This is a genomic window from Chelatococcus sp. HY11 (assembly GCF_018398335.1).
Classification (GTDB): Bacteria; Pseudomonadota; Alphaproteobacteria; order Rhizobiales; family Beijerinckiaceae; genus Chelatococcus.
Genome location: NZ_JAHBRX010000001.1, coordinates 2925433 through 2950615, shown reverse-complemented (window position 1 = coordinate 2950615; position 25183 = coordinate 2925433). Strand labels below are relative to the sequence as shown.

Genomic DNA, 25183 nt, shown 5'->3' with positions numbered 1-25183 from the left:
GCGTCATTGAGAGGTGCCGAGAGACGGGCTAAAGCGTGCGAAGGTCCGAGAGAGCGGGGCATGCCACATTGTCCCTCCTGGTGCTGGCGGGAGGACAGGCACGAGTTGCCGCGCCCGACGAGGCCTCCCCCGGCAGTCACGAGCCCTGCATGTCGATGGCGAACTGGATTCGTGGCAGGCGATTAGGGCTCTGGGAGCCTTCCAGCCGAAGCAGCGGCTGCCGCGCGGTCCTGCGCCTCCGCGTAGATCAGTTTCAATCGCGCCTGATGCGAAGCAGCGCTGTGCCGGCTTGCCGCGGCCGCGGCCGCGTCGCCGTCACCTCTGGCGATCGCCTCCACAACCTCCGCATGTTCCGCGATGGCCTCTTGAGCGCGCATGGGCAGGCTCAGGGTCGTCGGCCCGAGAAGGGCGAGCGATTCAGCCAAGGTCTCCTGCATGCGCTTCAGGAAGCGATTGTGGGCGCAATCGCCGATGGCGGAATGGAAAAGCCTGTTTGTCGTCGCAAGATAGGGTATGTCGTGGCTGTTCTGGGAATCGCGCTCGACCATGTAGCGCAAGGAGGCTATCTCCGCTTCGTTGGCGTGCTTGGCAGCGAGACGCGCGGCGGTCGCATCCAGGACTTCGCGCATGACATAGAGTTCGGTGACGCTTTGCGAATCGAGTCGCGGCACGACAAGCCCACGCTGATCGCCGTAGACAAGCAGGCCCTGGGCCTCCAGGCGTCCGAGTGCTTCACGCACCGGCGTGCGGCTGACATTGTAACGGGACGCGATTTCATTCTCGCGGATCCGGTCTCCCGGTTTGAGTTCCCCGCTGAGTAACGCCTTGTAAAGCAGCTGATAGAGCTGGACGGAGCTGGTCTTTCCCGCCCCTTGGTCACCACCGCTTGGCGCTTTCGCTTTTCTGGTCATGTCGCTCCACCTACCCCGCAACCCATAGACGTGCGGCTATATGACAGCAAGGGGTATGGGTGACGTGAAAAATAGGCCGCTGGGTGGCGCCCGGCCGCGAAGGCTGCCTTACTCACAATGGCTTTGTTGATTTGCGGGCGCCGCCTCACCGATCCCAGTCTCAGAGGCCATAGATGTGCTTGGCCGCTTCGGCGGATACCATTCCGTCGCGAAGGTCTGCCAGAACGAGCACTCTGTCGCGGTCTTTAGGGTCGCCCAATCCTCCGCCGCCGGGTGACAGGATGACCACGCGCTCTCCGGGCGGGATAACATGGGAACCTTTCGCCGCAAGCTTCGCGCCTGATGCGAGCATCAAACGTCCGCCAGCGCCGTTTTGTCCGCCATCATAGCCTCGTGGTGGATTGTCGACCCGCTCGTAGACGGCATTATAGATGAAGCTCTCGTCGATCAGGTTCTGCAACTCGATATGTTGTCCGAGACCGCCCCGTGTCTTGCCGGCGCCGCCGCTATCGATCCGATACTCTTTCTGCCAGACGATAATCGTCGAGAGCGACTCGAAGACTTCTACCGGCCCTCCGCGAACCCCGCTCGGGAAACCCGTCGCGGACATGCCGTCGCGGGACGGCAGCGCACCCATGCCGCCGGTCGTGACAAGCTGGACCAGATAGTGATCGTCCAACCGGGGCGGGGAGGATCGCGGCCCCTTCGCGCGCAAGCTCCAAAGAACGCCGGTGTTTTCAGCCGGGACCTTGTCCGGCACCGCTTTACGGAGGCAATTGAAGACAAGATCCGGCAGCATCAGGCCGATCTGCGCGCGAGCCAGCACGGCCGCCGGCTTCAGCGCGTTCACGATCGACCCTTCGGGCGCCGAAATGGTCCTCGGCTCCAGCGAACCGTGATTATTGGGGATATCCTTCGCGACGACGCAGCCGATGGCGTAGGATGTGTAGGCAAGCGTATAGCATAACGGAACGTTGTAGTTCCGCTTGGTCATCGGCGGAGACCCCGTGTAATCGACGTGGATGCCCGTGTCACTGATGGTCAGCGCCGCTTTCAGATGGATCGGCTCGTTGTTGCCGTCCAGCGTCAGTTCGCCATGCCAGGTTCCCTTGGGAAGCTTCGCGATTTCGCGCAGGACCGCCTCGCGTGAGGTATCAATGATGTAATCGGATGCGCCATCAAGGTTGTCCAATCCAAACTCGCGCATCATCTCAGCGAGGCGCTTACCGCCGATGGAATTGCAATTGATAAGCGAGTAAACGTCACCGACTGTTTCCACGGGCTGTCGCGTATTGGCACGGATGACCGCCATGAGCGCTTCGTTCATGATGCCCGCGTCGACGATCTTAACGATCGGCAGATAAAGCCCCTCCATGAAGACGTCAGTAGAACTAACCCGATCCGTCGGTCCGCCTATATCCATGATATGGCTGTTGCACGCGAAGATGGCGACGAGCTTTCCGTCGAGGAAGCAAGGGGTCGTCACCGAGATATCGTTGGTGTGCCCAGTGCCCATCCAGGGGTCGTTGTGGATGAAGACATCGCCCGGCCGCATCTCATTCAACGGGTAATGGGCGATGACGTGGCCAACCGCCAGAGCCATGGAATTGACGTGGCCCGGCGTGCCTGTCACTGCCTGCGCCAGCATCCTGCCGCGCGCATCGAAGACGCCTGCGGCGAGATCCCCGGATTCCCGCACGATCGTGCTGAAAGCCGTGCTCTGCAGCACCTGCGCCTGTTCCTCGACGATGGCCGTCAGGCGGTTCCAGACGATCTGCTTCGTCACCAGGTCAACGCTGTCCGCCAAAGTCATATCTTTTTCTCCCTGGCTTCCAGGACAATCGAGCCGATCGCGTCGATCTGCGCATCGAAGCTCGCGGTCACGACCGTGGTCGTTTCCGCCTCCGCAACAATGGCGGGACCCTCGATGTACATGCCGGAGGTCAGGGTCTCGCGATCGTATATCGGCACGGTGCGCATGCGGTTTCTTTGACCGTCGTAGATTTCCACCGTGCCGCGCGCCTTCGCTCCATCAATCCGTTCGACGGGCGGGACGATGGAGAGCTCTTGGGCTGCCGTCGATACCAGCACGCATACGGAGAGGATCTCGATTTCAGCGTAAGGTATCACACGGTCGAACTGCGCCTGGTAGGCCTCCTCGAAAACAGCCCTGAAGGCTTCAGCATCAGAGGCCGTGTAGGGGCCCTGCGGGATCGTGACGGGGATTTCATGGCCCTGCCCCAGATAGCGCATGAAGGCTTGCCGATGCTCGACGAGGGGAGCATCGCCCGCGGCCGACGAGACCCACGCACGCACCTCCTCGGCCATGGCTGTCACGAATGTATGTAGCCTTCCCGCGTCGAACTGATCGAGCCGCATGGTGAAGGAGCGCACGCTTTCGAAACTGACCGGCGCATCGAGAAACCCGACGGCCGAGCCAACGCCAGCGCTGCGGGGAATGATGACGCGACCGATCCGCAGCTTTTCCGCGAGGCGGGCGGCGTGAACCGGTGCTGCACCGCCGAAGGCGATCATCGTGTAGTGCTCAGCGGCGGCGCCCTGTTCGACGGCATGCGCGCGCGCTGCGGAGGCCATGTTCTCGCAGACCATCTCGTAGATACCGTGCGCGGCCGCGTGGGGGCTCAGCCCGAGCCCTTCGCCCACTGCGCGATGGACCGCATCGCGGGCCAGATCTGGTTTCAGCGCGATCTTATTCCCGGAAAAGCGATCGGGATCGAGAAAGCCCAGGACGAGATCGGCGTCAGAAACAGTTGGCTTCTCACCGCCAAGTCCGTAACAGGCGGGGCCGGGATCGGACGAGGCACTTTCTGGTCCAACATTGATCCTGTTCATCAGGTCAAGACGCGCGATAGAGCCGCCACCCGCGCCGATCTCCACCATCTCGACCACGGGGATCCGGATTGGCAGACCGCTGCCCTTCAGGAACCGCGCTGTGCGATCCACCTCGAAAAACCTGTTCTTGGTCGGGCTGAAATCGTTGAGAAGGGTCAGCTTGGCGGTGGTGCCGCCCATGTCGAACGCCAGTACCTTCTTTTCATCGAACTTCTTCGCCAGCTGGCAGGCGAAGATCGCGCCACCCGCCGGGCCGGATTCGACCATGCGGATTGGAAAGCGCCTCGCGAGCGACAGCGAGGTCAACCCGCCGCCTGAGGTCATCAGCGCGATCGAACCCCGGAACCCGGCTTCGATCAGGCGCCGTTCCATCTGGTCGAGATACCGGTCCATCAGCGGCTGGACATAAGCGTTCAGAACGGTCGTCGAGGTCCGCTCATACTCTCTTATTTCAGGGCAGACTTCGTGTGACAGAGAAATGGCGAGGCTGGGCAGACGACTGGCCAGAAGTTTTCCGACCGCCTTCTCGTGCGCTGGATTGATGTAGGAATGCAGGAAGGAGATCGCGACGGCTTCGACCCCCTCGCGCTCCAGTTGTCCAGCGACGTCCACGACGGCTCGTTCGTCGAGCGGAACGCGCACCAGGCCTTTTGCATCCAGGCGTTCGGGAACGCCGAAACGGAGCGGGCGGGGAACGACAGGCGAGGGGCGAACCAATTCCAGGTCGTACTGGTCGAAGCGGCTCTCCGTACCCATCTCGAGAACGTCCCGAAATCCTTGCGTTGCAAGCAGTGCCGTGCGCGCGCCACGCCGCTCGATGATCGCATTCGTCGCCAGCGTCGTGCCATGAACGAATATATCGACTTCGTCGAAACGTCGCCCGGCGGTGGCAAGTATTTCGGAAATGCCCGTGAGAACGCCCTCTTCCGGAACGCGAGGCGTAGTGAGCACTTTGGTGGTCCAACGCTTGTGGCCCTGTCGCAGAACCACATCGGTGAACGTGCCGCCAACGTCCACTGACAGCTTCAATTCCGCCATATCGAGCCCCTTCCTGTACGGATATCCTCCGGGCTCACGTCCCGGCGTTGGGATCCATCTGGGAATTCAGATGTATTCATTTGCATCCGATTGTCAACATTATAGGATAAGCCCACGCGGATAGCCGTTTTCAGCCCCGCCGCAGGATGGAGAAGCCATTTGGCATGCCGCCGTCTCAAGCGCGCGCCGCCCTTGACCCGCGCAGAAAAGATAATATTCCGTGGGTACAAGCGGTGCAGATCTTCGCGGCGAACTTGTCGATATGTGGTTGGCCAGACGTGGCCGTCATTGTCCGCAAACGGCGAAATACGGTCCGCTCCTGGCGCCATCTGCCAGGCTTGGCGCCATCTACAAGGCTTGGCGCCCCTGCCATGGGTCCGATAGATCTCACAAAAGGATAGTCCGATGAAGTTCTTCTACGCCAACGGCTCATGCGCGCTTGGTATCCATATCCTCCTGGAGGAAACGGGCACCGCTTACGAGCCTCAAAGACTGGATTTCACCAAACAGGAGCAAAGGAGCCCCGAATACCTGGCGCTCAATCCAAAGGGCAAGGTTCCCCTTTTCCAGTTCGAGGATGGCAGCACGCTCTCCGAATTCCAGGCAATGGCCACGTGGCTGCACCTCACCCATCCCGACAAGCGGCTGTTGCCAGCCGACCCGTTGGCCGCCGCGCGCGCCTATGAACTGATGGACTACACCGTTGGGACCGTCCACAGTCTCGGCTTCTCGCGCATCTCCCGCCCGCAAAATTTTTCTCCGGCCCCCGAGAGCCACGAGGCGGTAAAGGCGATGGGTCTCAAGACCTTTGAGCAGGGCATGGCCTGGCTCGGAGATAAGGCAAGCGCCGAGGGTTTTGCCGTGGGCGATTTTTCGATAGCGGACGCGGCGCTTTTCTACGTCGAGTTCTGGATGGCCGAACGCTTGAACAAGCCGTTGCCAGGGCATCTGGCGAACCACTATGCCAGGATGAGAGAGCGACCCTCTGTCCAGACGGTCCTGAAAATTCAGGGCTTCGCCTGAGCAAGGCGGCGCCTCCTAGCCACGGCTGACGGCTCCGCCGGACAAGGGGCCGTCGTCGACACCAGGAGCGTCTGACGTGGATTCGAAAAGGGGCGTTTCATCGTCTCGTCGTCTGAGCTGTCATCCTGTTTCAGGCACCCCTATCCGCCATGGGCAATCGTTGGAGGGCACGGTCAAGGTCTCCAATCAGGTCGTCGGGATGCTCCAGCCCCACGTGAATGCGCATCAGCTGGCCTTGCCAAGCTGGATGCGCGACCTCTCTCTTGCCGTCGAGACTTACGGGAATGAGCAAACTTTCAAAGCCGCCCCAGCTCGACCCCATCCCGAAGTAGCTAAGCCCGTCCATCATCGGCCCGAGCGCGGCCCTGTCCCGGCATTTGATGACAAAGCCGAACAGTCCCGAGGCGCCCGTGAACTGCTCGCGCCACAACGCGTGCTGCGGATGGCTGACCAGGGCCGGATGGATCACGCGCTCGACAAGCGGATGCGCCTCGAGCCACCGCGCGACCTCAAGGCCATTCTCGTTGTGTTGTTTCAGACGCGTGACGAGGGTCCTGAATCCCCGTAGCACGAGGTAGGCGTCGTCAGGCCCGGCGCAGAGACCGAAATCCGAGATCGCCTTCCTGATCTTTCCGAGATTGTCGTCGTTACAGGCGATCGCGCCCAGCATCGCGTCAGCATGACCGCCTATGTACTTCGTCGCGGCATGGACGACGATGTCGACGCCGAGCCTGAACGGCTTCAGGAAATGCCCTCCGCTCCAGGAATTGTCGATGACCGTGGTTACACCGCGCGCCCGCGCCACCCGCGTGATGGCGGCGATATCCTGGATCTCGAAGGTGTGGGAGCCAGGGGACTCCAGCCAGATCAGGCGTGTGCGGTCTGTAACGAGGGCAGAGATATCTTGCCCAATGCAGGGGTCGTAAAACACCGTCTCGACGCCGAACTGTTCGTTCAGGCGTTTACAAAACGTGCGAACCGGGGGGTACACCGCGTCCGAAATCAGGAATTCAGCGCCTTGCCCCGCATGGGCGATCAGCGTCGTGGTGACAGCGCTCATGCCGGAAGGTGTCAGTACCGTTCCCGCGGCTCCCTCCAGTGCGCTGATCGCGTCTTCAAGGGCCGCAGTTGTCGGCGTGCCGCGCCGACCATAGCGAACAGGAGCAGTTGCCTTTTGCTCATAGGCTGCCAGCGTCGGAAACAGGATGGTCGACGCGTGATAGACGGGCGTGTTGACCGCTCCGAAATGGCCGCTCGACCGACCGGCATGCGCGACGATGGTCTCGTCGTTCGTGCTCAGCTGCGTTGCGAACTGTCCGGCGTTCTTGTCCTGACGAGCGCTCACTTCAAGATCCTGAATTCCGAGGTGCCGTCGCGGGTGATCTGTTCCGGGAGGCCGTGCTCCCAGTTGAAATATTGCAAAGTCGCGGCGTCGTTGCCCTTCTGCCGATCATGCGCCCAGAACAGGTAATCGATGCAAGCCTCGTCCGGTGGGGCATCGGGCGTGCTCTCCACCTCTCCGCCCGCAACGCGCCAAGCGTTCAATCCTCCGTTCAGCACGCAAACATCGTACGCTGGAAACAGGCGCTTCAAATCGGCGGCGAAGAGGAACGCCCGCGCGGCGACGGCGCTGTAGACGATTACGGTATCGGCCTGATGAACAAGCTCGCACAGATCATCCAAACGAGGGCGTATCCCCCAGATCGCCCCGGCGATATGGCTGTTTCTGTAGTCCATGGAGGAGCCGACATCGATCGTCAGGACATTGCCGGTACGGAGACGTCTGGCGTGGTCGGTATCAACCAGCGCGACGGATGAGAATGGGGGAATGGCCAGGGGCGGATCGTCCTTCACGACTTGCGAAGTCGCGCCCTCGACGCCGCCATCGAGGACGCGTGCGTCATACCCCATCTGCCGGAGCCAGTGGGCGGCTGAAACAGCGCGCACGAAGGGGGCGCTGTCTATCAGGACGAGCAAACCCCTGCGCACCGCGCACCAGCGGATGACCCCCTGCACAAGTTGCCCGCCAGGGGCGTGGACCGAGCCGGCGATATGCCCTTCGTCGAACTCCTCCCGGGTGCGGACATCGAGCAGATAGACGCTTCTTTGGCCTTTGCCCGCGATCCGCTCCACGTCGGCATGGGGAATGTCGGGAATGCCCGCCTTGCGACGGAGATCGTTCGCGAACGCCTCGGCGCGCGCGGCGCCTTCTGGCGTCACATCCGCGAACCGGTTTGTACTGCCACTTTGCAGGGACAGCCCGGCCATCCGCCAGGCCTGCGTACCGCCACGCAATGCGTAAACCGGATTTTCAACGCCAGCATTGATCAGGGTTTGCGCGCCGATGATCGACCGCGTGCGGCCCGCGCAGGTCACGACGACGTTTGTTCGGGGATCCTTCACCAGATCCGGCAATCGCAACAACAGTTCCCCGTTCGGGACGCTGATGCTGCCGGGTATGCTGATGCCTTGATGTTCCGGCCAAGTACGGCCGTCGAGAATGATGACGTCCTCGCCTTTTCCGATCAGCGCCGCGACCTCCCTCGGATTCAGCGCGGGGGTGTGCAGTTCTTCTTCCACGATCTCGCCGAACGCCTTGGGCGTCACGTCTTCCCCGATGAAGACTTCGCCCCCCGCATCTCGCCAGGCGTCGACGCCGCCAGCCAGGCATTCCACCGACACGTAACCGAGCTCCCGCAACCGTTCTTCGGCGCGAGGCGCGACGCGGTCGATACCGTCGATCAGAACGATCCGTGTCGTGCGACGGGGAACCTGGAGCAGGATGCCGGATTCGAGTTCGCTAAAGGGGATATTTGCGGCGTGAAGCAGATGCTCCAGGCCGAAGTGGCCTTTCTCGCGAATGTCCACAATGGCGATCTCTTCGTCGGAAGAGATGATTGTCATGAGGTCCGTTGCGGAAATCTGGTTCATCGACATCCCTGTCAGCGGTGGGCTTGATGAGCCGCTGCAATCAGCGCGTCGCCCCGGCGGCAGCCAAATGTTCATAAGTGACGAACGCGCGGCGATCCTCTCCCTGGCGCGAGTTTTGTGAGGCCTCGCGTCAGGCGCCCACATCCGTGAAGGTTCAGAGCTTGACTGGCTTTGCCACATGCTCCACGAACGCCGGCCTCTGGAGCAGCCTGTCGCGGTAGGCGACGACCTTCGGGAAGGCAGGTTTGGCGATATCCAGTTCGACCCAGCGGTGCACCTGAGCACCAAGCGCTATGTCGCCGACGGTCAATTCGTTTCCGGCGATGAAATCCGTTTCGGCGAGCGCGGCCTCCAAAGTCGAGACCATCGCGAAGACATCCTCCAGCAGCGCTGTCGTGTCGCCGCCGGCGCGATGTACATCGCGGAGGTTCTTAAGGCGCGGAACAAGTGTGATGGAGCACCAATCCATCCACCTGTCGGATGCGGCCCTTTCTGCGAGATCCGCAGGCAGCAGGCCGCTCCCGTAGCGCCCCGCGAGATAACGCACGATCGCATTCGATTCCCATAGAACCGCATCGCCATCCTCAAGGGTCGGGATACGTCCATGGGGATTCTTGCTGCGGTAGACCGGGTCGTCGTTGCCGCCGAACTTGCCGCCCAGGTCTATCCTCTCGCATGGGAGGCCGAGTTCTCCGACGGCCCACATCACCTTTGCCACGTTCGACGAATCGGGCCTTCCCCAAACCTTCAGCATGGCGATCAACCTATATTGGACACATTCGCATACATATGAATTCAACAGCGGATCAAGTCAAGCTGCGCGCCGTTGTGACCCGCCCGCGGGGTTGATGGCCTGCCGGACGATGCCAACCTGATAATCGTAAGCCATATACTGAAACTCAGGCCGCTCAGGAGGTTGGGTCCACGCTCGCGACTTTGGGAAGTTCTTCGGGCCTTGTCGTCTCAGGTTTGAGGCAGCAGCGCCTCAACCGCTCCTCCCGCTCCCGTGTTCAGACGCGGCGCCCCGCTTTCGCGTTGCGCTGTCGGCGTTCACTCCGGGAGATGGATCTTGTCACCACGACCTTCGCCGGCCCACATGCCTTTCCGCCTGGGTTGGCGAAGGTCGGTCGGGCTGGTCGGTTACTGGTTGATCTCCGGTTCCACGAGTTTAGCAAGCTTCCGGAGTGATTCCTGCCAGCCGAGATAGCAGGCTTCCGCCGGGATGATGTCGGGAATGCCCTGCTGCTCGATACGCAGTTCCGTGCCGACCGAAACGGCTTTCAGCGTCACCGTGACTTTCATCTCGCCGGGCAGGTTGGGATCGTCGAAACGGTCCGTGTAGACGAGCCGTTCCCCCGGAACGAGTTCGAGATACGTGCCGCCGAAGGAATGGCTCTCGCCGGTGGTGAAGTTGCGGAAGGACATGCGGTGCTTGCCGCCCTCTTTCGCATCCAGCTCATGCACGGTGCAGAGGAAGCCATAGGGCGGAAGCCAGTTCGCCACCGCATCCGGTTCGACGAAGGCCCGATAGAGCTTCTCCGGCTTTGCGGCGATGACGCGATGAAATTGGACGGTGCTTGGCATGGTGCGTTCCTCTCTGTTGCGTTTCAGGTGGTGGACTGGCCGGCCCGGGGCCGGAACAGCAGCTCGAGATAACGGCGAAGGTGGTCTATGCTGTCCGCCGCGGCGGCCGCGCCGCCTTTTGCCTTGGCCAGAATGAATGCGCCCTGCAGAACGGCCTGTGTGTGCAGGGCGAGCGATTGCGCGCTCCAGTCTGGTGACAGTCGGCGATCGTCGATCGCCGCCTGGATGTCGGCCTCCAGCGTCGCGGCATGGCCGCTTATGCTGCGTTCGCAGGCATCGCGAATCGCGGGCGTGCTCTCGTAGGCTTCCTGCACCATAGTGCCGACAAGGCAGGTGAATTCCGGTACGTCGCCCTGCAGGAGTTCCTTGCGGAAAGCGACATAGCCCAGCACGCGATCCAGCGGATCGGCGTGATTATGATAGGGCGCAGCGGCAAACAGGGCTCCCGTCGTCTGCGACCAGTAGTCCGCTGCCGCGACGGCGAGCGCGTCCTTGCTCTTGAAATGATGGAAGAAGGCGCCCTTCGTCACGCCCGCGGCCGCGCACAATTCGTCCACCGACGTCGCCGAGTAGCCCTTGGCGCGGACGAGTGTCAGCGCGACATCGAGCAGCTTTGATCGGGCGTCAGGTTTTCCGGCGGCACGGGACATCGAGGCATCCTCTCTTCGCCTCTAAATACCAACCGGTTGGTATGTAGTCAATCGCGCAAATGCGCGCTTCCACGACAGGCATGACGTCTCCGGTCAAAAACGCTGGCGGTTTTTGGCAGTCAGGGCTGGCAGGTCATAGGATTGTTTTCGATGTCGACGGCAGATTGTCGCGATCAGCGGGCCGATGAGGCCACGGCCCGCCAAACAACTCTCCCTTGGTAGGGACGCTGCGTCTCAGAGGATGGCGACGGCCCGCGTCCAGCCGGCCGAAGCCTTGCGAATCTTGACGGGGAAACACGCGACAGTGAAGCCGGTCGGGGGAAGGACCTCCAGCTGGTGCAGCTTCTCAAGATGGCAGTAGAGGCGTTCGCGTCCTGCCTTATGTCCTTCCCAGACGAGGCCGTAGTCGCCGGTCTCCTCCACTTTCTCGCGGGTGAAGTTGAAGGGCGCGTCCCAGCTCCAGGCATCGGTGCCGGTTATCTTGATACCTTGCCGTGCCAGGAAAAGCGTCGCCTCGCGGCCGACACCGCAGCCGGCGGTCACGTAGTCTTCGCGTGAATAACGGGAGCCGGCTCGCGTGTTGATCAGAACGATGTCGAGGGGCTGGAGCGTGTGGCCGATCCTGTCGAGCTCTGCGATGACGTCGTCGACCGTCGCGACATAACCGTCCGGGAAGTGACGAAAATCGAGTTTCACGCCGGGCTTGAAGCACCATTCGAGCGGGATCTCATCGATGGTCGGGGAGGGTTCCCCGCCTTCGACGAGGTCATGATTGGTCGTGGGGTGAAAGTGATAGGGCGCGTCGAGATGCGTTCCGTGATGGGTCGTCACCTCCAGCGTTTCAATCGCCCAGGCGGCGCCGTCCGGGAGATGATGCGCTTCCAGGCTGGGGAAGGACGTCCGCATGCGATCGATCGTCATGTCATGCGCGAGATAGGTGATCTTCGGACGCGAAAAATCCGGATCGCTCACCACGTCGTTCTCAATGGGGATGGAGAGGTCAACGATACGCGCCATCAGCACAATGTCCGTGTTGTCATTCTGGGGATCGGGGCCATCAGAGCCCGAGATAGGCGCGTCGGATCGCGGCGTCCGCCGCAAGTTCCGCCGAGGCGCCCGTTGTCGTGATATGGCCGGTTTCCAGCACATAGGCGCGGTCCGTGGCCGCGAGCGCCATCTCGGCATTCTGCTCGGCCAGCAGAACAGTCATGCCCCTGGCCTTGAGCAGGCCGATCAGTTCGCGGATCTGGTCGACGATGATCGGGGCCAATCCGAGCGTGGGCTCGTCCAGCATCAGCACCTTCGGCCGTGACATCAGGGCGCGTGCGATCGCGAGCATCTGCTGCTCGCCGCCGGACATGCTGCCGGCGAGCTGGCCGCTGCGTTCGCGCAGGCGAGGGAACAGCTCCAGCATGTCCTCGCACAGCGCTGGGAAATCACCGCCGATGAAACCCATCTCGAGGTTCTCGAGCACGGTCATCTGCGGGAAGACGTGGCGGCCCTCGGGGGACAGCGCCACGCCGCTGGCGACACGCACGTGGCTTGGCCGTCCACTGAGCTCCGTGCCGTCGATGCGGATCGAACCTGAAGACGTCGCCAGGCCAAGGATCGCTTTGAGGATGGAGGACTTGCCGGCGCCATTGGCGCCGATGAGCGCGACCGCTTCGCCACGGCCGGCGGTCAGCGCGATATCCTCGACAGCCCTGACCTTGCCATAGGTGACGCAGAGTCCGGAAAGCTCAAGCATTCTGCGCCTCCTCCGCCTTGTAACCGCCGAGATAGGCTTCGATGACGGCCTTGTCGGCCTGGATCTCGGCGGGGGTGCCCTGGGCGATCAGGCGGCCGCGATCAAGCACGATGATGCGGTCGCACAACGCCATCATCATGCGCAGGTTGTGATCGACCAGCACGATGGTCAGCCCGCGTTGGCGCAGGCCGCGCAGCAGGTCGGCCAGCCGGTTTGCCTCCGTGTGGTTGAGGCCCGCCGCGGGCTCGTCCAGCATCAGGAGGCGCGGCCGCGTGGCCAGCGAAACGGCAATGGCCAGCATCTTCTGCTCGCCATAAGGAAGCGATCCCGCTTCGAGCGAGGCCCGCTCCGCTAGGCCGACGAATGCCAGGCAGTCCCAGGCGCGCTGGATGCGTTTGGCTTCCCTCGCGCGCCAGCCGGCGCCGCGCAGTACCGAACTCAGGAGAGACGCGGGCTCCGGGCAACTCGTGGCGGCGAGCACGTTTTCGAAGACGGTCTGGCTGCCGCAGAGCGCGGCCTGCTGGAACGTCCGGGCCAGTCCATGCGCGACGAGGCTGCTCGGCGCGTCACCTGTCACCTTGCGCTCGCCGTAGCGGATCTCCCCCTCCGTTGGCGGGGTGAAACCGCTGATCAGCGACAGGCAGGTGGTCTTGCCGGCGCCGTTCGGGCCGATGATGCCGACGAGTTCGCCGGGCTCGATGCTCATGCGGACGTTGTCGACCGCAGTCAGCCCGCCGAACCGTTTGGTGAGATCCGTCACCGTGAGGCGCGGGGAGGGCTCGAAGGCGATCTCGCCGCCCTTGTCCGGCGCCCGGGGTGTGCGGAAGGGGGACGTCAGGCGGAAGAGAGGCGCGAGCCCGCCCGGTTGGATGCGGATGACGGCCAGCAGGATCAGCGCGAAGATCGCGATCCGATATTCATCGACGAAACGCAGCGTCTCGGGAAGGGCCGCGAAGATGGCGCCGCCAAGAAGCGGGCCGATCAGCGTGCCCTTGCCGCCGAGAATGGCGATCAAGAGGCCTGTCGCCGAGAACATCGGATTGAACAGATCCGGTGTGAGGACGAGCGTGCGCGGAATGAACAGGACGCCGGCAAATCCCGCCAGCCCCCCGGAGAGTGCGATGGCGATGACGCGCTGGCGCACGGTGCGAATGCCGATGCTCTCGGCGAGATCATTGGATTCGCGGATGACTTTCCAGGAGCGGCCGGTGGGGCTGTTGAGCAGCCGATGCACGATGAACACGGCAAGGCCGAGCCCGAGCAGCGTCGCCAGGAGGTAGTATTGGTGGAAGACGAGACCGAGCGATTCGATGGCCTCGACGCGCGGGCGCCGCACGATCAGGCCGAGCGGCCCGCGCGTGAGATCGACCCAGTTGGAGACGACGAGGCGCAGGATTTCGGCGGTCGTCAATGTGGCGATCGCGAAATAGGCGCCGCCCAGCCGCACAGAGGCGAAACCGACCAGGGCGCCGAGAAGAGCGGCCGGTATCGGCGCGAACAGCAGGGTCACCCAATAATTGACGCCGAAGTTGATGATCGCCAGCCCGGCGACATAGGCGCTGAGCCCGAAGAAGGCGGCGTGGCCGAAGGAAATCAGGCCGAGATAACCCACCGTGAGGTTGATCGACAGGCCGAAGATCGCAAGGACCGCGGCATAGGCCAGGAGGCCGCTGTAATAGCTTTGCCCGGCGAGCAGGAAGGGTGCCGCGACCGCGAGGGCGATGGCCAGGATGATCAGGAGACGTCTCATCGGGCACGCCCCGCGAAAAGGCCATGCGGCCGGATGAGAAGGCACATGAGAAGCAGAGCGTAGATGATGGCGGTGCCCATTTCCTGTGGCATGAAGGCGCTTGCCAAGGCTTCGAGCAGACCAAGGAGCAGTCCGCAGACGACCGCACCGGTCGCGTTCCCCATGCCGCCGATGACGACGACTACGAAGGCGGTGATGATGGCGTGCTGGCCCATGGATGGTGTGAAGAGGCTGACCGGCGCGATGAGGGCGCCTGCGGCGGCCGCTATCCCGGCCGCTCCCAGGAAGGTCAGGGTGCGGATGCGCGCGACATCGATTCCGACGACCTGCGCGGCGAATTCGCTCTGCGCGACGGCCCTGATGCGGCGTCCCACGAGCGTGCGACGCAGGACATATTCGATGGCGAGCAGGATGACGATGCCCGCGGCCAGCACGAGCAGCCGGTGGTTGGTGATGACGACCGAGCCCAGGGACAGGGTTCCCTCCAGCCCCTCGACGCGGGACGGATTGGGCCCCCAGGTGGACAGGACCGATTGATGGAGCAGCAGGCTGACGGCGAATGTGCTGAGCAGCACGGTCGATGGGCCATCCTTCGTCGGCAGGACCGGCCGCACGGCGATCAGGTCGACAAGCGCGGCGATGATGACGACGGCGATGACGGCCAGGATGAGTGCGACGCCGTAGGGCAGGCCGAGCATCGTGGTGGCGACGACCGCCATCAGGCCGCCCAGCATGTAGAGCTCGCCATGCGAGAAATTGATGACGTGGAGCACGCCGAAGATCATGGTCAGGCCGAGCGCCACGAGGGCATAGGCCATGCCCTGGGTCAGCCCGTTCACGCCTTGCTGAAGGAGAAGTTCAAGCATCGCATTGTTCCGGCATGCAGCCGCGGGAGGCGCGCGTGACACGCATCCTCCCGATGGCCTTTGGATCTGTCGGGACGACTATCGGTCGACTACGATCTCGCCGGACTTGACGGACAACCGGAGCAGCTCACCGCTGGAAGCCTGACCGTTCTTGTCGAAGGTGACTTCGCCACGGGGCGTCTCCCATTTGCCTTCATGGATGGTCTTGGCGATCTTGGCGGTGTCGTCGGCGGTTCCCGCCTTGTCCATCGCCTTGGCGGCGATCCAGACCGTTTCGAAGCCGAGGACTTCGATCTTCTCGGGCTTGCGGCCGAATTTCTTCTGGAAAGCTTCGACGAAGCGCTTGTTGAAGGCGTTGTCGATCGCGGGGACGTAGATGTCCGCGCTGAAGGCCTGTTCCGCCGCCGCGCCGGCGATCTTCACGCCCTCGGAATTGAGGATGCCTGGCATCAGGCAGCGGTGGCCCTTGAATCCGAGGTCAGAGAGAACGCGCAGGATATTGCCGTACTGCTCCATGTTCGAGCCGACGATGCAGATCGTGTCCGCGCCGGATGAGCGCGCGTTCGTGGACATCGCCGCGAAATCATTCTGCTGCATGCCGAAGGTGTCGGAATAGACCAGCTTGTTGCCGAACAATTCCTTCATGTGCTTGATCGTGACCTGGCCGAAGTCGCTGTTTTCCGCAAGAATAGCGACCTTCTCCGGCTTGATCGTTTCCACAAGGAACGTATCGAACGACTTTGCGTCTTGCGCCGTCGTCGTATTCATCCGGAAAACCTTGTCGTATCCGGATTTCGTGACGTCCGGATGCTTCGGCACCGCAGCCATGAAAATGGCGTCCTCGCCCTCGACAACCGGAATGGCCGCCAGCGCCACGCTGCTGGAGATCTCGCCGGCGATCACCTTCACCTTGTCCTGGGTGAGCAGGCGCTGGATCGCGGCGACACCCTCGGGCGGCGAGAAGTTGGTGTCGTAGGTCACGAGCTCGATCTTGCGGCCGCCAAGGATGCCGCCGTCCTGGTTGAGCATCTCGACCGCGAGTTGCGCTCCCTCGACATTCTGCTTGCCGATGAGGGTCTTGATCGGATTGATCAGGCCGAGCTTGACCGGATCGGCTGCGTTCGCCTGGCCGGCTACGGCAAGGATGGCACCGAAGGTGAGCGCGGTCAGGTGGCGCTTAAGAATTATCATGACATTCCTCCCTATATGCGCGGCACACAATCCAACTTTCGCGCTTGTGTCAAGCGCTTGCTTTAATCAGTTGACTGCATTACACGAGGGCGTGGAGGAAATCGCATGAGGCATGTTCAGGATGTCGCATCAGACACGCGCGAGCGGTTGATGGACGTCGCGGAGCGTCTGTTTGCTGAGCGTGGCTACAGCAACGTGCCGACAAGGATGATCGCGGAAGAGGCGAGCGCCAATACCGCTGCCGTTCACTATCATTTCGGTTCGAAAGAGCGTCTGCTGGAGGCGGTCTTCCATCGCCGGCTGGAGCCGATGAACAGGGAGCGGATCGCCAAGATCAAGGACGCGATGGCCGCATCCGGCCACAGCCGGCCCGATGTCGAGGTGGTGCTGCGCGCGTTCATCGAACCCACCCTGCGCAAGCCCCGCGACGATGGCGAGCGCGCGTTTCGCCTTTTGTCCGGCCGCGCATCCACGGATCCCAATCCCGAGGTCAAGCGGATCTTGTTTCAGGCCTATGATGAAGTGGCGCGGGCTTTCGCCGATGCCATCTCCAAGGCCTGCCCGGAGCTGTCGGCCGAGGAGCTGTTCTGGCGTGTCGCCTGCGTTTACGGGGCGATGCTTTACATCCGCGCCGACAACGGCCGGCTGCAGCCGGTTTTTGGCGAGGAATTCAGCCTGGCCGATCCCGAAGGTGCGCTGCGCTACGCCATCGCCTTCATGAGGGCTGGCATGCAGGCCGCTCCCGCCGGCCCTGTCGACTGACGTTCAAACTGGAGAGATCAACGGTGCCCACACAGATCTTGCTCAAAGGCGGGCAGGTGATCGGCGGTCCGCGCGAGCCGGCGGACCTGCTGATCGAAGGCGATATCATCGCCGCCATCGGTCCGTCGATCGACGCTGGCGACGCGGAGATCATCGACGTGTCAGGCATGCTGGTCGCGCCGGGCTTCGTCGATACGCACAGGCATATCTGGCAAACCTCGATCCGTGGCGTCGCTGCCGACTGGAGCCTTGTGGAATATATCCGCTTCATCCGGCTCGGCTACGCGACGGCTTACCGGCCGGAGGACGTCTGGATCAGCACCTATGCGGGTGCGCTCGAGGCGCTTGATGCAGGCATCACGACCATCTGCGACTTCTGCCATATCATGCGCACACCCGATCATGCCGATGCCGGCATCGACGGGCTGGACCGTTCTGGCATACGCGGCCAGTTCTATTACGGCTTCTATGACGTACCGTCCGAGCCACGCAGCTTCGCCGATCACGATGCTCGTGTGCGGCATGCGCGCCACTTCTTCGACTCGCGTTTCCGGGCGCGACCGGCCAGCGCCCTTGTGACGATGGGCGTCGCGTTGACGGAGTTCAACCTCATACCGGTGGCCCATACCGCCGACGAGATCACCGTCGCACGGGATTTCGATATCCCGATGACCATGCATATGGGCACGCTGTCGACGCCCGACAGCGTCGCCCGCCTGGCGCAAGCCGGCCTGCTTGGTCCCCGCATGCTCCATGTTCATTGCAACGCGTCGAGCGACGACGAGCTGAAGGCCATCGCCGACAGCGGCGGGGCGCTCAGCGTCACGCCGGAGACGGAGCTGCAGATGGGCATGGGCATTCCCGTCACAAACCGCGCGTTGGCGGTCGGGCTGCGCCCCACGCTCGGCATCGATATCGTCTCGGACTATTCAGGCGACATGTTTGCGCAGATGCGCATCGCGCTGCAGACGGCGCGGGCGATCGACAATCAGAAGATCCTGGACGCCGGCCGCATGCCGCCGGAGATCGATCTGAAGGTGGCCGACGTCTATGATTTCGCGACGATCGATGGCGCCCGGGCGATCGGGCTCGATGCCGAAGTCGGTTCGCTGGCGGTCGGGAAACAGGCGGACATCATCACGGTCCGGCAGGATGGCATTCATCATGCGCCGCGCACGCCGGACCCCGTCGCCTCCCTCGTTTTGCAGGTGCGGCCATCCGACATCGACAGCGTTTTTGTCGCTGGGCAGGCGCGCAAGCGCAACGGCCGCCTCGTCGGCGTCGATGTCGAGGCGGTGAGGGCTCGCGCGCAGGCTTCCTCGGACCATCTGGCCGCCGCTTTTGCCGAGGCCATGCAAAAGACCGGGCAGACGGCCACCCGGGCCACCTATGGCTCGGAACTCGCCCGCGCCACGGGAGGGCATGTATCATGAAGCTCGCCAGTCTCGCGGACGGACGTGACGGCCGCCTGGTCGTCGTTTCTCCGGATCTCAGCCGCGCGGCGGACGCTGGCGCCATAGCGCCGACCCTGCAGGCGGCGCTGGATCATTGGGCCGACGCGGCACCACGGCTACAAGAACTCTCCGAGCGGTTGGCGAACGGCACGGAAGCCGGCTTTGCGTTCGACACGGCGGCCTGTGCGTCGCCGCTGCCGCGCGCCTTCCAATGGGCCGACGGCTCGGCTTATGTGAACCATGTCGACCTCGTGCGCCGCGCGCGCGGCGCGGAGCTCCCGGCCTCTTTCTGGGTCGATCCGCTGATGTACCAGGGCGGCTCTGACGCGTTCCTTGGCCCGCATGATCCGATCACCTTGCCGGATCCCGCGTGGGGCGTGGACTTCGAGGGCGAGATTGCCGTTATCGTTGACGATCTGCCACTCGGCGCCAGCCGCGCGGAAGCGCTCGACGCGATCCGGCTTGTGATGCTGTGCAACGACGTTTCGCTGCGCAATCTCATCCCGGGCGAACTGGCGAAGGGCTTCGGCTTTTTCCAGTCCAAGCCCGCTTCCGCGTTCTCGCCGGTGGCCGTCACCCCGAAGGAGCTGGGGTCGGCCTGGAAGGATGGGCGCCTTAACCTGCCGCTCCATAGCTGGCTCAACGGCGTCGAATTCGGCAAGCCGGATGCGGGCCTGGACATGACGTTCGACTTTGGCACGCTGGTCGCCCATGCGGCGCGGTCCCGCCGGCTCTCGGCGGGAACCATCATCGGGTCTGGCACCGTCTCCAACCGTGGCGAGGATGGTGGACCGGGCCGGCGCGTGGATGAGGGAGGCGTCGGCTATTCCTGCATCGCCGAACTGCGTATGATCGAGACCATTCAGGCCGGCCAACCGGCGACACCCTTCATGCAGCCGGGCGACCGCGTGCGTATCGAGATGTTCGACGGCGAGGGAAGGTCGATTTTTGGTGCTATCGACCAACGCTTTCTCCCCGCCGGCCCTGCAGTGAAGGCGGCGTAGCATGACGGCCGGCTTGATGTATCGCATGCCCTATGGCTTCGGTCCGAGTGCCGGACCGCGCCAGGGGCCGGATGGTCGCCCATTCGATTGGACGCATGCGCCGCGCAAGCGCTCTGTCGCCGTGAGCTTTCTCACGGATGCGGCGCTTCTCCGCAACCTGCTGCCGCCCGGGTTCTCGCTCACAGATGAACCCGTGGTGACAGTCGAGCTGCAGTATTTCACCGAACTGGAATGGCTTGCCGGTCGCGGATACAACACGCTCGGCGTCAAGTTTCCCGTGACCTACAGAGGCGCCGTCGACGAAGTCACGGGGATGTTCCTGGCAGTCTTGTGGGAAAACCTGACGGATCCGATCCTGACGGGGCGTGATGAACTTGGTTTCGCCAAGCTTTATGCCGATATACCGGAGCCGCGCATTTTCCGTGGGCGGGAATTTCATGGCGCCGCGTGGCTCGGCCATCGTTTCATCGACATAGAGCTTGATGCGATCGAGGAATCGCCGCCCGCCTCGACGTCGGGCCCGGCGGCCGGCGGCACGTTGCATTACAAATATGTGCCCGCGACGGGACAGTGGGGCGAAGCCGACATCGCCTATGCTTGCCACACGCCTGCCGGTGCAAGCCAGCAACGCACCATCGCGGCTTTCCGCGCCAAGGGCACGGTGACTATCCATGACACGCAGTGGGCTGACATGCCAACGCAGTTCCACATCGTGCGCGCGCTTGCCGCCCTGCCCATGGTCGAGGCGCGGGGCGCCGTGATCATGGAGACGCGTGGCGGCAAGGATCTGTCCGATCAGCGCCGCCTGACTTGAGGACCGGATATGAGCACGGGAACACTGCCGCCATTCCGGCGGATCATTACGACCAATTCGGAGGGCGGCCGCTCGCGCGTCCTGACGGACGCGCCCGTTCCGCATGTCCTCGAATCCGCACCCGGACGTGGATTGATCAATCTGTGGGCGACCGAGTCCACCCCGCCTTCGCTCGACACGCTCGACGACGCGGCATGGCCGGTTCAGCTCGAGCCGCCCGCAGGCGGTACCGTCTTCCGCTTTTTTCAGCTCGGTCCGAAGACGGTGTCCAACGAGCATCCTGACGTCGCCGAACGAGCCGCGGCGGCTGCCTTCGCGCGCATGGGCGCAGCGCATCTGCGCGTCGACACGAGGCGTCATCCCTCGATGCACAAGTCGCATACGCTCGACTACATCGTGCTCCTCAAGGGCAGGGTGCTGCTGGTGCTCGATGAGGACGAGACGGAGCTGAAGCCCTTTGACGCGGTGATCCAGCGCGGCTCCAATCATGCGTGGATCAATCTGGAGGACGAGCCGGCTCTCTTGATGGGCGTGCTCATGGATGCCGCTCGGGATCCGCAGGGCGGCGAACAGCCATGAAACCCGCGCCCTTCGACTACAGGAGGCCGGCCACGAAGGCGGAGGCGCTTCGTCTGCTTTCGGACCATCGTGACGACGACGCGAAGATCCTCGCTGGAGGGCAGAGCCTCGTGCCCATGATGAATTTTCGCATGGCGCAACCGACTGTCATCATCGACATCAACCGGCTGTCGGACCTCGCCTTCGTCGAGGAGCGGGGCGAGTGCATCGCGATCGGTGCACTCACGCGTCACAACGACGTCATGCATCATCTTCTCGTCAGAATCCATCTGCCTCTGCTGGCGATGGCTTACGAGAATGTCGCTCACCATACCATTCGCAATCGCGGCACGATCGGCGGTAATGTCGTCCACGCGGACGCGGCCTCGGAGGTGCCGGCCGTGCTGACCGCTCTCGACGCGGAGTTCGTGATCGAGAGCACCGAGGGCGTCCGCGTCGTCGGCGCGGATGACTTCTTCCTCGGCGTGTTCACGACCGCCGTCGAAACACACGAGCTGCTGGTCGAGATTAGGATACCGCGCCCGAACGCGCGAGCGGGCGTGTCCTTCGAGGAGGTCAGCCTGCGCAAGGGCGATTTCGCGATCGTTTCCGTCGCGGTGGAGATCGCTGCCGACGACGGCCAGATCGAATCCGCCCGTATCGCTATTGGTGGCGTCGAGGAACGCGCCCTGCGCGCGGAGGCGGCCGAGCAGGCACTGGTCGGCGCAAGTCTTTCCGACGACGTCATCCAAGCGGCGGCTGCGGCGCAGATCGACGCGATTTCCTTTTTCGACGCGCCGGGCCTATCGGCCGCATACCGCCGCGATACCGCTAAGGCCTTGCTGGAGCGCAATATCCGGGCAGCGGCGGCACGCGCCGGGAGGATGAATTGAGCCACATCACCATCTCCGTGACCATCAATGGCGAGCCCATCGCGGCGACGGTGGAGCCGCGTCTGCTCGTTTGCGATTTCCTGCGCGATCATCTCGGTCTCACGGGCACGCATATCGGCTGCGAGCATGGCGTTTGCGGCGCCTGCACAGTGCTTGTCGACGGACGCACCGCGCGCTCCTGTCTTATGTTCGCGGCCCAGCTCGACGGGGCTGAGGTCGAGACGGTCGAGGGGCTGCTGCTTCCGGACGGTGAGCTTTCGCCGCTGCAAGCCTCCTTCCGCGACAATCACGGGCTGCAGTGCGGCTTCTGTACGCCCGGGATGCTGATGACCGCGACCGAGCTGCTCCGGCAGGACGGACGGCTGGACCGCGAAGGCGTGCGCGAGGCGATTTCAGGGAATCTGTGCCGGTGTACCGGCTATGAGACCATTGTCGATGCGATCCTGACCGCTGGCCGCGATCAGGCAGAGGAGACGGCATGATGTCTTCGGATCGACGCAATTTTCGCTGGATCGGGCAAAATCTCAAACGCCCGGAGGACATACGGCTTGTCTCCGGCCGGGGGCGCTTCGTCGATGACGTGAAGCTGCCACGCATGGCGCATGCGGCAGTGCTCGCAAGCCCCCACGCGCATGCGCGGATTGTGTCGATCAATCTCGATGCGGCGCGTGCCTTGCCCGGGGTCTATCTGGCGGTCGGAGGCCGGGAATTCGCAGACAGCGTCGGCCCCATGCCGACGCTGTCGTCCCCGCCTGTCGTGCAGCACTGCATGGCCGTCGATCGTGTCCGCCATGTCGGTGAGCCGGTGGCCGCCATCGTCGCCGCGTCGCGTTACATCGCCGAAGATGCGCTCGCCCTCATCGAGGTCGACTACGAATTGCTGCCGGCTGTGGTCGATCCGGTGGAGGCGATCGCCGCAACGGGAGACGCGGTCCTGCATCCCGACCGTGGCAGCAATGTCGTCCACAACAGCCGCCATGTCTGGGGGCCGTTGGACGAGGCCTTTGCCTCGGCAGCTCATGTTGTACGCCGCCGTTTCCGCTGGCCGCGCGTCTCTCCGCAGCCCATCGAGACGTCGGGCGCGGTGGTCGACTACGACCGGGCCGAGAAAAAGTTCACCGTTCACTCGAACATGTCCCAGCAGAGCGTCATCGGCGCGCGGCTGGCGCGGGCGCTTGGCGTCGAGCCCTTCCAGATCAACTTCCACATCAACGATGTGGGTGGAAGTTTCGGCGGCAAATCGTCCCTCTACCATGTCCCGCTGATCGCCGCCGGGCTCGCACGGCTCGCCGGCCGGCCGGTCAAATATGTCGAGGATCGCCTCGAGCATATGGCGAATGGCAACCAGCACGCGTCGGATCGTATCTATGACGCGGCCCTCGCCGTGGCCGCGGACGGCACCTTCACCGGCCTCTGCCTCAAGGTGATCGACGACTATGGCGCCTATTTCATGATGAACACCGGTTCCCACGGCAATGCCCTTGCCCAGGCGACCGGCCCTTATCGTATTCCAGCGCTCGAATATGATCTCACCGCCGTCCTGACCAACAAGACGCAGCAGGCGCCTTATCGCGGGTTCGGCGGCGAGGTCGGCAACTTCGTGCTCGAACGGCTGGTCGACGCGGCCGCGCAGGAAACGGGCATCGACCGCATCGCGTTGCGCCGCCAGAACTTCATCGACAAGGCCGAGTTCCCCTACAGGATTCCGAACGGCAATATCTACGACAGCGGCGACTACCACCGCGTGCTCGACCGGGCGCTCTCCCACATCGACCTCGATGCCTGGGAGGCCCGGCGTGTGAGCGCCCGTGCCGAGGGCAAGCGGATCGGGATCGGCGTTGCAACGGTGAACGAGCGCAGCGTGCTTTCGGTGACGGAGCTCTGGTTTCTCGATGATAAGCCGGCCTTCCCGCAAACGAGCAGTCCGGAGAGCGTGCGTATCCGCATCAATGCGGACGGCATGGCCGTCGTCACGATCTTCGCGCCGCACTGGGGCAATAGTCCTGAAACAGTGGCCAAGCAATTGACGGCCGAATACCTTCAGATTGATCCCGATCATATTGCGGTGAACTACGCCTCGACGGAAAACGGCCTGATCTCGAAGGGGCCTGTCGGCAGCCGTTACACCGTCATGCTGGCCGGCGCGATCGCGGGGGCTACGGCGACGCTCAAGACCAAGATCATCCGCTTCGGCGCGCATATGCTCGGTGTCGCGGACGACGAGGTGGAGGTGCATGACGAATCCGTTTCCGTCATCGGGGACCCATCACGGAGACAGTCCTTCGCCGATATCGCGCGTGCGGCGCACAGCTTCCGTTTGTCTTTTCCGGGCGGCGAGGACTTTCGCAGTGGCCTCTCCGCCGAACATACCTATGATCATCCCTATACGACGATGCCGAAGGCTGACAGGTCCGACCTCGGTGTCTTCTATCCCATCGTCGGCCATGCCTGCCACATCGTGGTCGTGGAGATCGACGAGCGGACGAACCAGACGCGTATCGTGAAATACATCGCCGTCCATGACGCGGGCACGATCGTCAACCCACGCATCGTTGAAGGCCAGATCAGAGGCGGCATCGCGCAGGGAATCGGCACCGCCCTCTACGAGATCTATCGCTACGGCGAGGACGGGCAACTGCTGACGGCCTCTCTCGCGGACTATGCCATACCGACCGCGCATGAGATCCCCGATATCGTCGTCGACCATGTGGAGACACCTTCACCCTTCACGGAATTCGGCATCAAGGGGTGTGGGGAGGGCGGGCGGCTCGCCTGCATGCCGGCGGTGGCGGCGGCGATAGACGATGCCTTCCGTGGGGAAGGCCTCTTCGTGGCGGAGCTCCCCGTCACCCCCTCTCATTTGCACGCCTTGAGAAGCGTGGCCGGCCCTTCGCCAGAATAGTGCATCACACGCGGAAGGTTCGTATCCGACACGGAGTACTGGTCGGATTCATGTAGTCGTATGTTGAAAGAAGTTTATGTCCCGGAGCATTCTTCCATCGTGATGAAACACTGAGGTTTCTTTGTCATGCCCGGCGCGAGGCTGGGGATGACACCGGCTGGGCAGGTCGTTCACGAAATCCAGAAACGGGCTCCACTGCACGTATCGATCACGCTGCGGTCGTTGCCATGCGACGCGCACATAATCCAGGAC

At 63.2% G+C, this 25183-nt stretch carries 22 protein-coding genes; 9 read left to right on the top strand and 13 right to left on the bottom strand.

Annotation, left to right across the window (positions count from 1 at the left end):
- Positions 1–182: 182 nt before the first annotated feature.
- The 3 genes from KIO74_RS13510 to KIO74_RS13500 form a co-directional block, all read right to left on the bottom strand.
- On the bottom strand, positions 183–911 hold the full coding sequence (locus KIO74_RS13510; RefSeq protein WP_213332474.1) for a GntR family transcriptional regulator: 729 nt from the start codon (positions 909–911) through the stop codon (positions 183–185).
- A gap of 160 nt (positions 912–1071) precedes the next feature.
- Positions 1072–2724 carry a hydantoinase B/oxoprolinase family protein gene (locus tag KIO74_RS13505; RefSeq protein ID WP_213332473.1) on the bottom strand — a complete coding sequence of 551 codons (1653 nt, stop codon included), beginning with the start codon at positions 2722–2724 and terminating at the stop codon, positions 1072–1074.
- Positions 2721–4802 carry a hydantoinase/oxoprolinase family protein gene (locus KIO74_RS13500; protein WP_213332472.1) on the bottom strand — a complete coding sequence of 694 codons (2082 nt, stop codon included), beginning with the start codon at positions 4800–4802 and terminating at the stop codon, positions 2721–2723. The genes KIO74_RS13505 and KIO74_RS13500 overlap by 4 nt, the downstream gene beginning before the upstream one ends.
- A 405-nt stretch (positions 4803–5207) precedes the next feature.
- Between KIO74_RS13500 and KIO74_RS13495 the strand changes: the two genes are divergently transcribed.
- Entirely contained in the window at positions 5208–5825 is a 618-nt protein-coding gene (locus KIO74_RS13495; protein WP_213332471.1) for a glutathione S-transferase family protein, read from the top strand.
- Positions 5826–5955: 130 nt separating this feature from the next.
- On the opposite strand, the gene metC is transcribed toward KIO74_RS13495, so the two are convergent.
- From metC to KIO74_RS13445, 10 genes are all read right to left on the bottom strand, one after another.
- A complete protein-coding gene (metC, locus tag KIO74_RS13490; RefSeq protein ID WP_291979810.1) occupies positions 5956–7170 on the bottom strand; it encodes a cystathionine beta-lyase in 1215 nt (404 codons plus the stop codon).
- Positions 7167–8762: a rhodanese-like domain-containing protein gene (locus tag KIO74_RS13485; protein WP_213332470.1), complete on the bottom strand. Its 1596-nt coding sequence runs from the start codon at positions 8760–8762 to the stop codon at positions 7167–7169. Before KIO74_RS13485 ends, metC begins: the two co-directional genes overlap by 4 nt.
- Before the next feature lie 148 nt (positions 8763–8910).
- Positions 8911–9510, bottom strand: a complete 600-nt coding sequence (locus KIO74_RS13480; RefSeq protein WP_213332469.1) for a glutathione S-transferase family protein — start codon at positions 9508–9510, stop codon at positions 8911–8913.
- Positions 9511–9896: 386 nt separating this feature from the next.
- Positions 9897–10340, bottom strand: coding sequence for an SRPBCC family protein (locus tag KIO74_RS13475; protein WP_213332468.1), 444 nt, complete (start codon positions 10338–10340; stop codon positions 9897–9899).
- Positions 10341–10363: 23 nt separating this feature from the next.
- Entirely contained in the window at positions 10364–10990 is a 627-nt protein-coding gene (locus KIO74_RS13470) for a TetR/AcrR family transcriptional regulator (protein WP_213332467.1), read from the bottom strand.
- 234 nt (positions 10991–11224) lie between these two features.
- A complete protein-coding gene (locus tag KIO74_RS13465) occupies positions 11225–12010 on the bottom strand; it encodes a cyclase family protein (protein ID WP_213335164.1) in 786 nt (261 codons plus the stop codon).
- A 37-nt stretch (positions 12011–12047) separates the two neighbouring features.
- Positions 12048–12737, bottom strand: coding sequence for an ABC transporter ATP-binding protein (locus KIO74_RS13460; protein ID WP_213332466.1), 690 nt, complete (start codon positions 12735–12737; stop codon positions 12048–12050).
- A complete protein-coding gene (locus tag KIO74_RS13455; protein WP_213332465.1) occupies positions 12730–14487 on the bottom strand; it encodes a branched-chain amino acid ABC transporter ATP-binding protein/permease in 1758 nt (585 codons plus the stop codon). Before KIO74_RS13455 ends, KIO74_RS13460 begins: the two co-directional genes overlap by 8 nt.
- Positions 14484–15353: a branched-chain amino acid ABC transporter permease gene (locus tag KIO74_RS13450; RefSeq protein WP_213332464.1), complete on the bottom strand. Its 870-nt coding sequence runs from the start codon at positions 15351–15353 to the stop codon at positions 14484–14486. Before KIO74_RS13450 ends, KIO74_RS13455 begins: the two co-directional genes overlap by 4 nt.
- 78 nt (positions 15354–15431) lie before the next feature.
- On the bottom strand, positions 15432–16544 hold the full coding sequence (locus KIO74_RS13445; RefSeq protein ID WP_213332463.1) for an ABC transporter substrate-binding protein: 1113 nt from the start codon (positions 16542–16544) through the stop codon (positions 15432–15434).
- Positions 16545–16649: 105 nt separating this feature from the next.
- Between KIO74_RS13445 and KIO74_RS13440 the strand changes: the two genes are divergently transcribed.
- The 8 genes from KIO74_RS13440 to KIO74_RS13405 are packed head-to-tail and all read left to right on the top strand — an operon-like array spanning position 16650 to position 24931.
- Entirely contained in the window at positions 16650–17306 is a 657-nt protein-coding gene (locus tag KIO74_RS13440) for a TetR/AcrR family transcriptional regulator (protein WP_213332462.1), read from the top strand.
- A gap of 23 nt (positions 17307–17329) precedes the next feature.
- Entirely contained in the window at positions 17330–18739 is a 1410-nt protein-coding gene (locus KIO74_RS13435) for an amidohydrolase family protein (RefSeq protein ID WP_213332461.1), read from the top strand.
- Positions 18736–19764 (top strand): fumarylacetoacetate hydrolase family protein, encoded by a 1029-nt coding sequence (locus KIO74_RS13430; protein WP_213332460.1) that lies wholly within the window; start codon positions 18736–18738, stop codon positions 19762–19764. Before KIO74_RS13435 ends, KIO74_RS13430 begins: the two co-directional genes overlap by 4 nt.
- A gap of 1 nt (position 19765) precedes the next feature.
- The gene (locus KIO74_RS13425) at positions 19766–20578 is read left to right on the top strand and encodes an acetoacetate decarboxylase family protein (RefSeq protein WP_213332459.1); all 813 of its coding nucleotides are present in this window, start codon (positions 19766–19768) and stop codon (positions 20576–20578) included.
- A 9-nt stretch (positions 20579–20587) separates the two neighbouring features.
- Positions 20588–21157, top strand: coding sequence for a cupin domain-containing protein (locus KIO74_RS13420; RefSeq protein WP_213332458.1), 570 nt, complete (start codon positions 20588–20590; stop codon positions 21155–21157).
- Positions 21154–22029, top strand: a complete 876-nt coding sequence (locus tag KIO74_RS13415) for an FAD binding domain-containing protein (RefSeq protein WP_213332457.1) — start codon at positions 21154–21156, stop codon at positions 22027–22029. Before KIO74_RS13420 ends, KIO74_RS13415 begins: the two co-directional genes overlap by 4 nt.
- Positions 22026–22511: a (2Fe-2S)-binding protein gene (locus tag KIO74_RS13410; RefSeq protein ID WP_213332456.1), complete on the top strand. Its 486-nt coding sequence runs from the start codon at positions 22026–22028 to the stop codon at positions 22509–22511. The genes KIO74_RS13415 and KIO74_RS13410 overlap by 4 nt, the downstream gene beginning before the upstream one ends.
- Complete coding sequence (locus KIO74_RS13405) at positions 22508–24931, top strand: xanthine dehydrogenase family protein molybdopterin-binding subunit (protein WP_213332455.1); 2424 nt, start codon at positions 22508–22510, stop codon at positions 24929–24931. The genes KIO74_RS13410 and KIO74_RS13405 overlap by 4 nt, the downstream gene beginning before the upstream one ends.
- Positions 24932–25183 lie beyond the last annotated feature (252 nt).

Excerpts from the sequence above, each read along its gene's own strand:
- KIO74_RS13455 (WP_213332465.1), bottom strand. The coding sequence starts at position 14,487 with ATGAGACGTCTCCTGATCATCCTGGCCATCGCCCTCGCGGTCGCGGCA.
- KIO74_RS13500 (WP_213332472.1), bottom strand. The coding sequence starts at position 4,802 with ATGGCGGAATTGAAGCTGTCAGTGGACGTTGGCGGCACGTTCACCGAT.
- KIO74_RS13425 (WP_213332459.1), top strand. The coding sequence starts at position 19,766 with ATGACGGCCGGCTTGATGTATCGCATGCCCTATGGCTTCGGTCCGAGT.
- KIO74_RS13415 (WP_213332457.1), top strand. The coding sequence starts at position 21,154 with ATGAAACCCGCGCCCTTCGACTACAGGAGGCCGGCCACGAAGGCGGAG.
- KIO74_RS13495 (WP_213332471.1), top strand. The coding sequence starts at position 5,208 with ATGAAGTTCTTCTACGCCAACGGCTCATGCGCGCTTGGTATCCATATC.
- KIO74_RS13440 (WP_213332462.1), top strand. The coding sequence starts at position 16,650 with ATGAGGCATGTTCAGGATGTCGCATCAGACACGCGCGAGCGGTTGATG.
- KIO74_RS13420 (WP_213332458.1), top strand. The coding sequence starts at position 20,588 with ATGAGCACGGGAACACTGCCGCCATTCCGGCGGATCATTACGACCAAT.
- KIO74_RS13480 (WP_213332469.1), bottom strand. The coding sequence starts at position 9,510 with ATGCTGAAGGTTTGGGGAAGGCCCGATTCGTCGAACGTGGCAAAGGTG.
- KIO74_RS13450 (WP_213332464.1), bottom strand. The coding sequence starts at position 15,353 with ATGCTTGAACTTCTCCTTCAGCAAGGCGTGAACGGGCTGACCCAGGGC.
- KIO74_RS13405 (WP_213332455.1), top strand. The coding sequence starts at position 22,508 with ATGATGTCTTCGGATCGACGCAATTTTCGCTGGATCGGGCAAAATCTC.
- KIO74_RS13485 (WP_213332470.1), bottom strand. The coding sequence starts at position 8,762 with ATGTCGATGAACCAGATTTCCGCAACGGACCTCATGACAATCATCTCT.
- KIO74_RS13510 (WP_213332474.1), bottom strand. The coding sequence starts at position 911 with ATGACCAGAAAAGCGAAAGCGCCAAGCGGTGGTGACCAAGGGGCGGGA.
- KIO74_RS13430 (WP_213332460.1), top strand. The coding sequence starts at position 18,736 with ATGAAGCTCGCCAGTCTCGCGGACGGACGTGACGGCCGCCTGGTCGTC.
- KIO74_RS13470 (WP_213332467.1), bottom strand. The coding sequence starts at position 10,990 with ATGTCCCGTGCCGCCGGAAAACCTGACGCCCGATCAAAGCTGCTCGAT.
- KIO74_RS13445 (WP_213332463.1), bottom strand. The coding sequence starts at position 16,544 with ATGATAATTCTTAAGCGCCACCTGACCGCGCTCACCTTCGGTGCCATC.
- KIO74_RS13505 (WP_213332473.1), bottom strand. The coding sequence starts at position 2,724 with ATGACTTTGGCGGACAGCGTTGACCTGGTGACGAAGCAGATCGTCTGG.
- KIO74_RS13475 (WP_213332468.1), bottom strand. The coding sequence starts at position 10,340 with ATGCCAAGCACCGTCCAATTTCATCGCGTCATCGCCGCAAAGCCGGAG.
- KIO74_RS13460 (WP_213332466.1), bottom strand. The coding sequence starts at position 12,737 with ATGCTTGAGCTTTCCGGACTCTGCGTCACCTATGGCAAGGTCAGGGCT.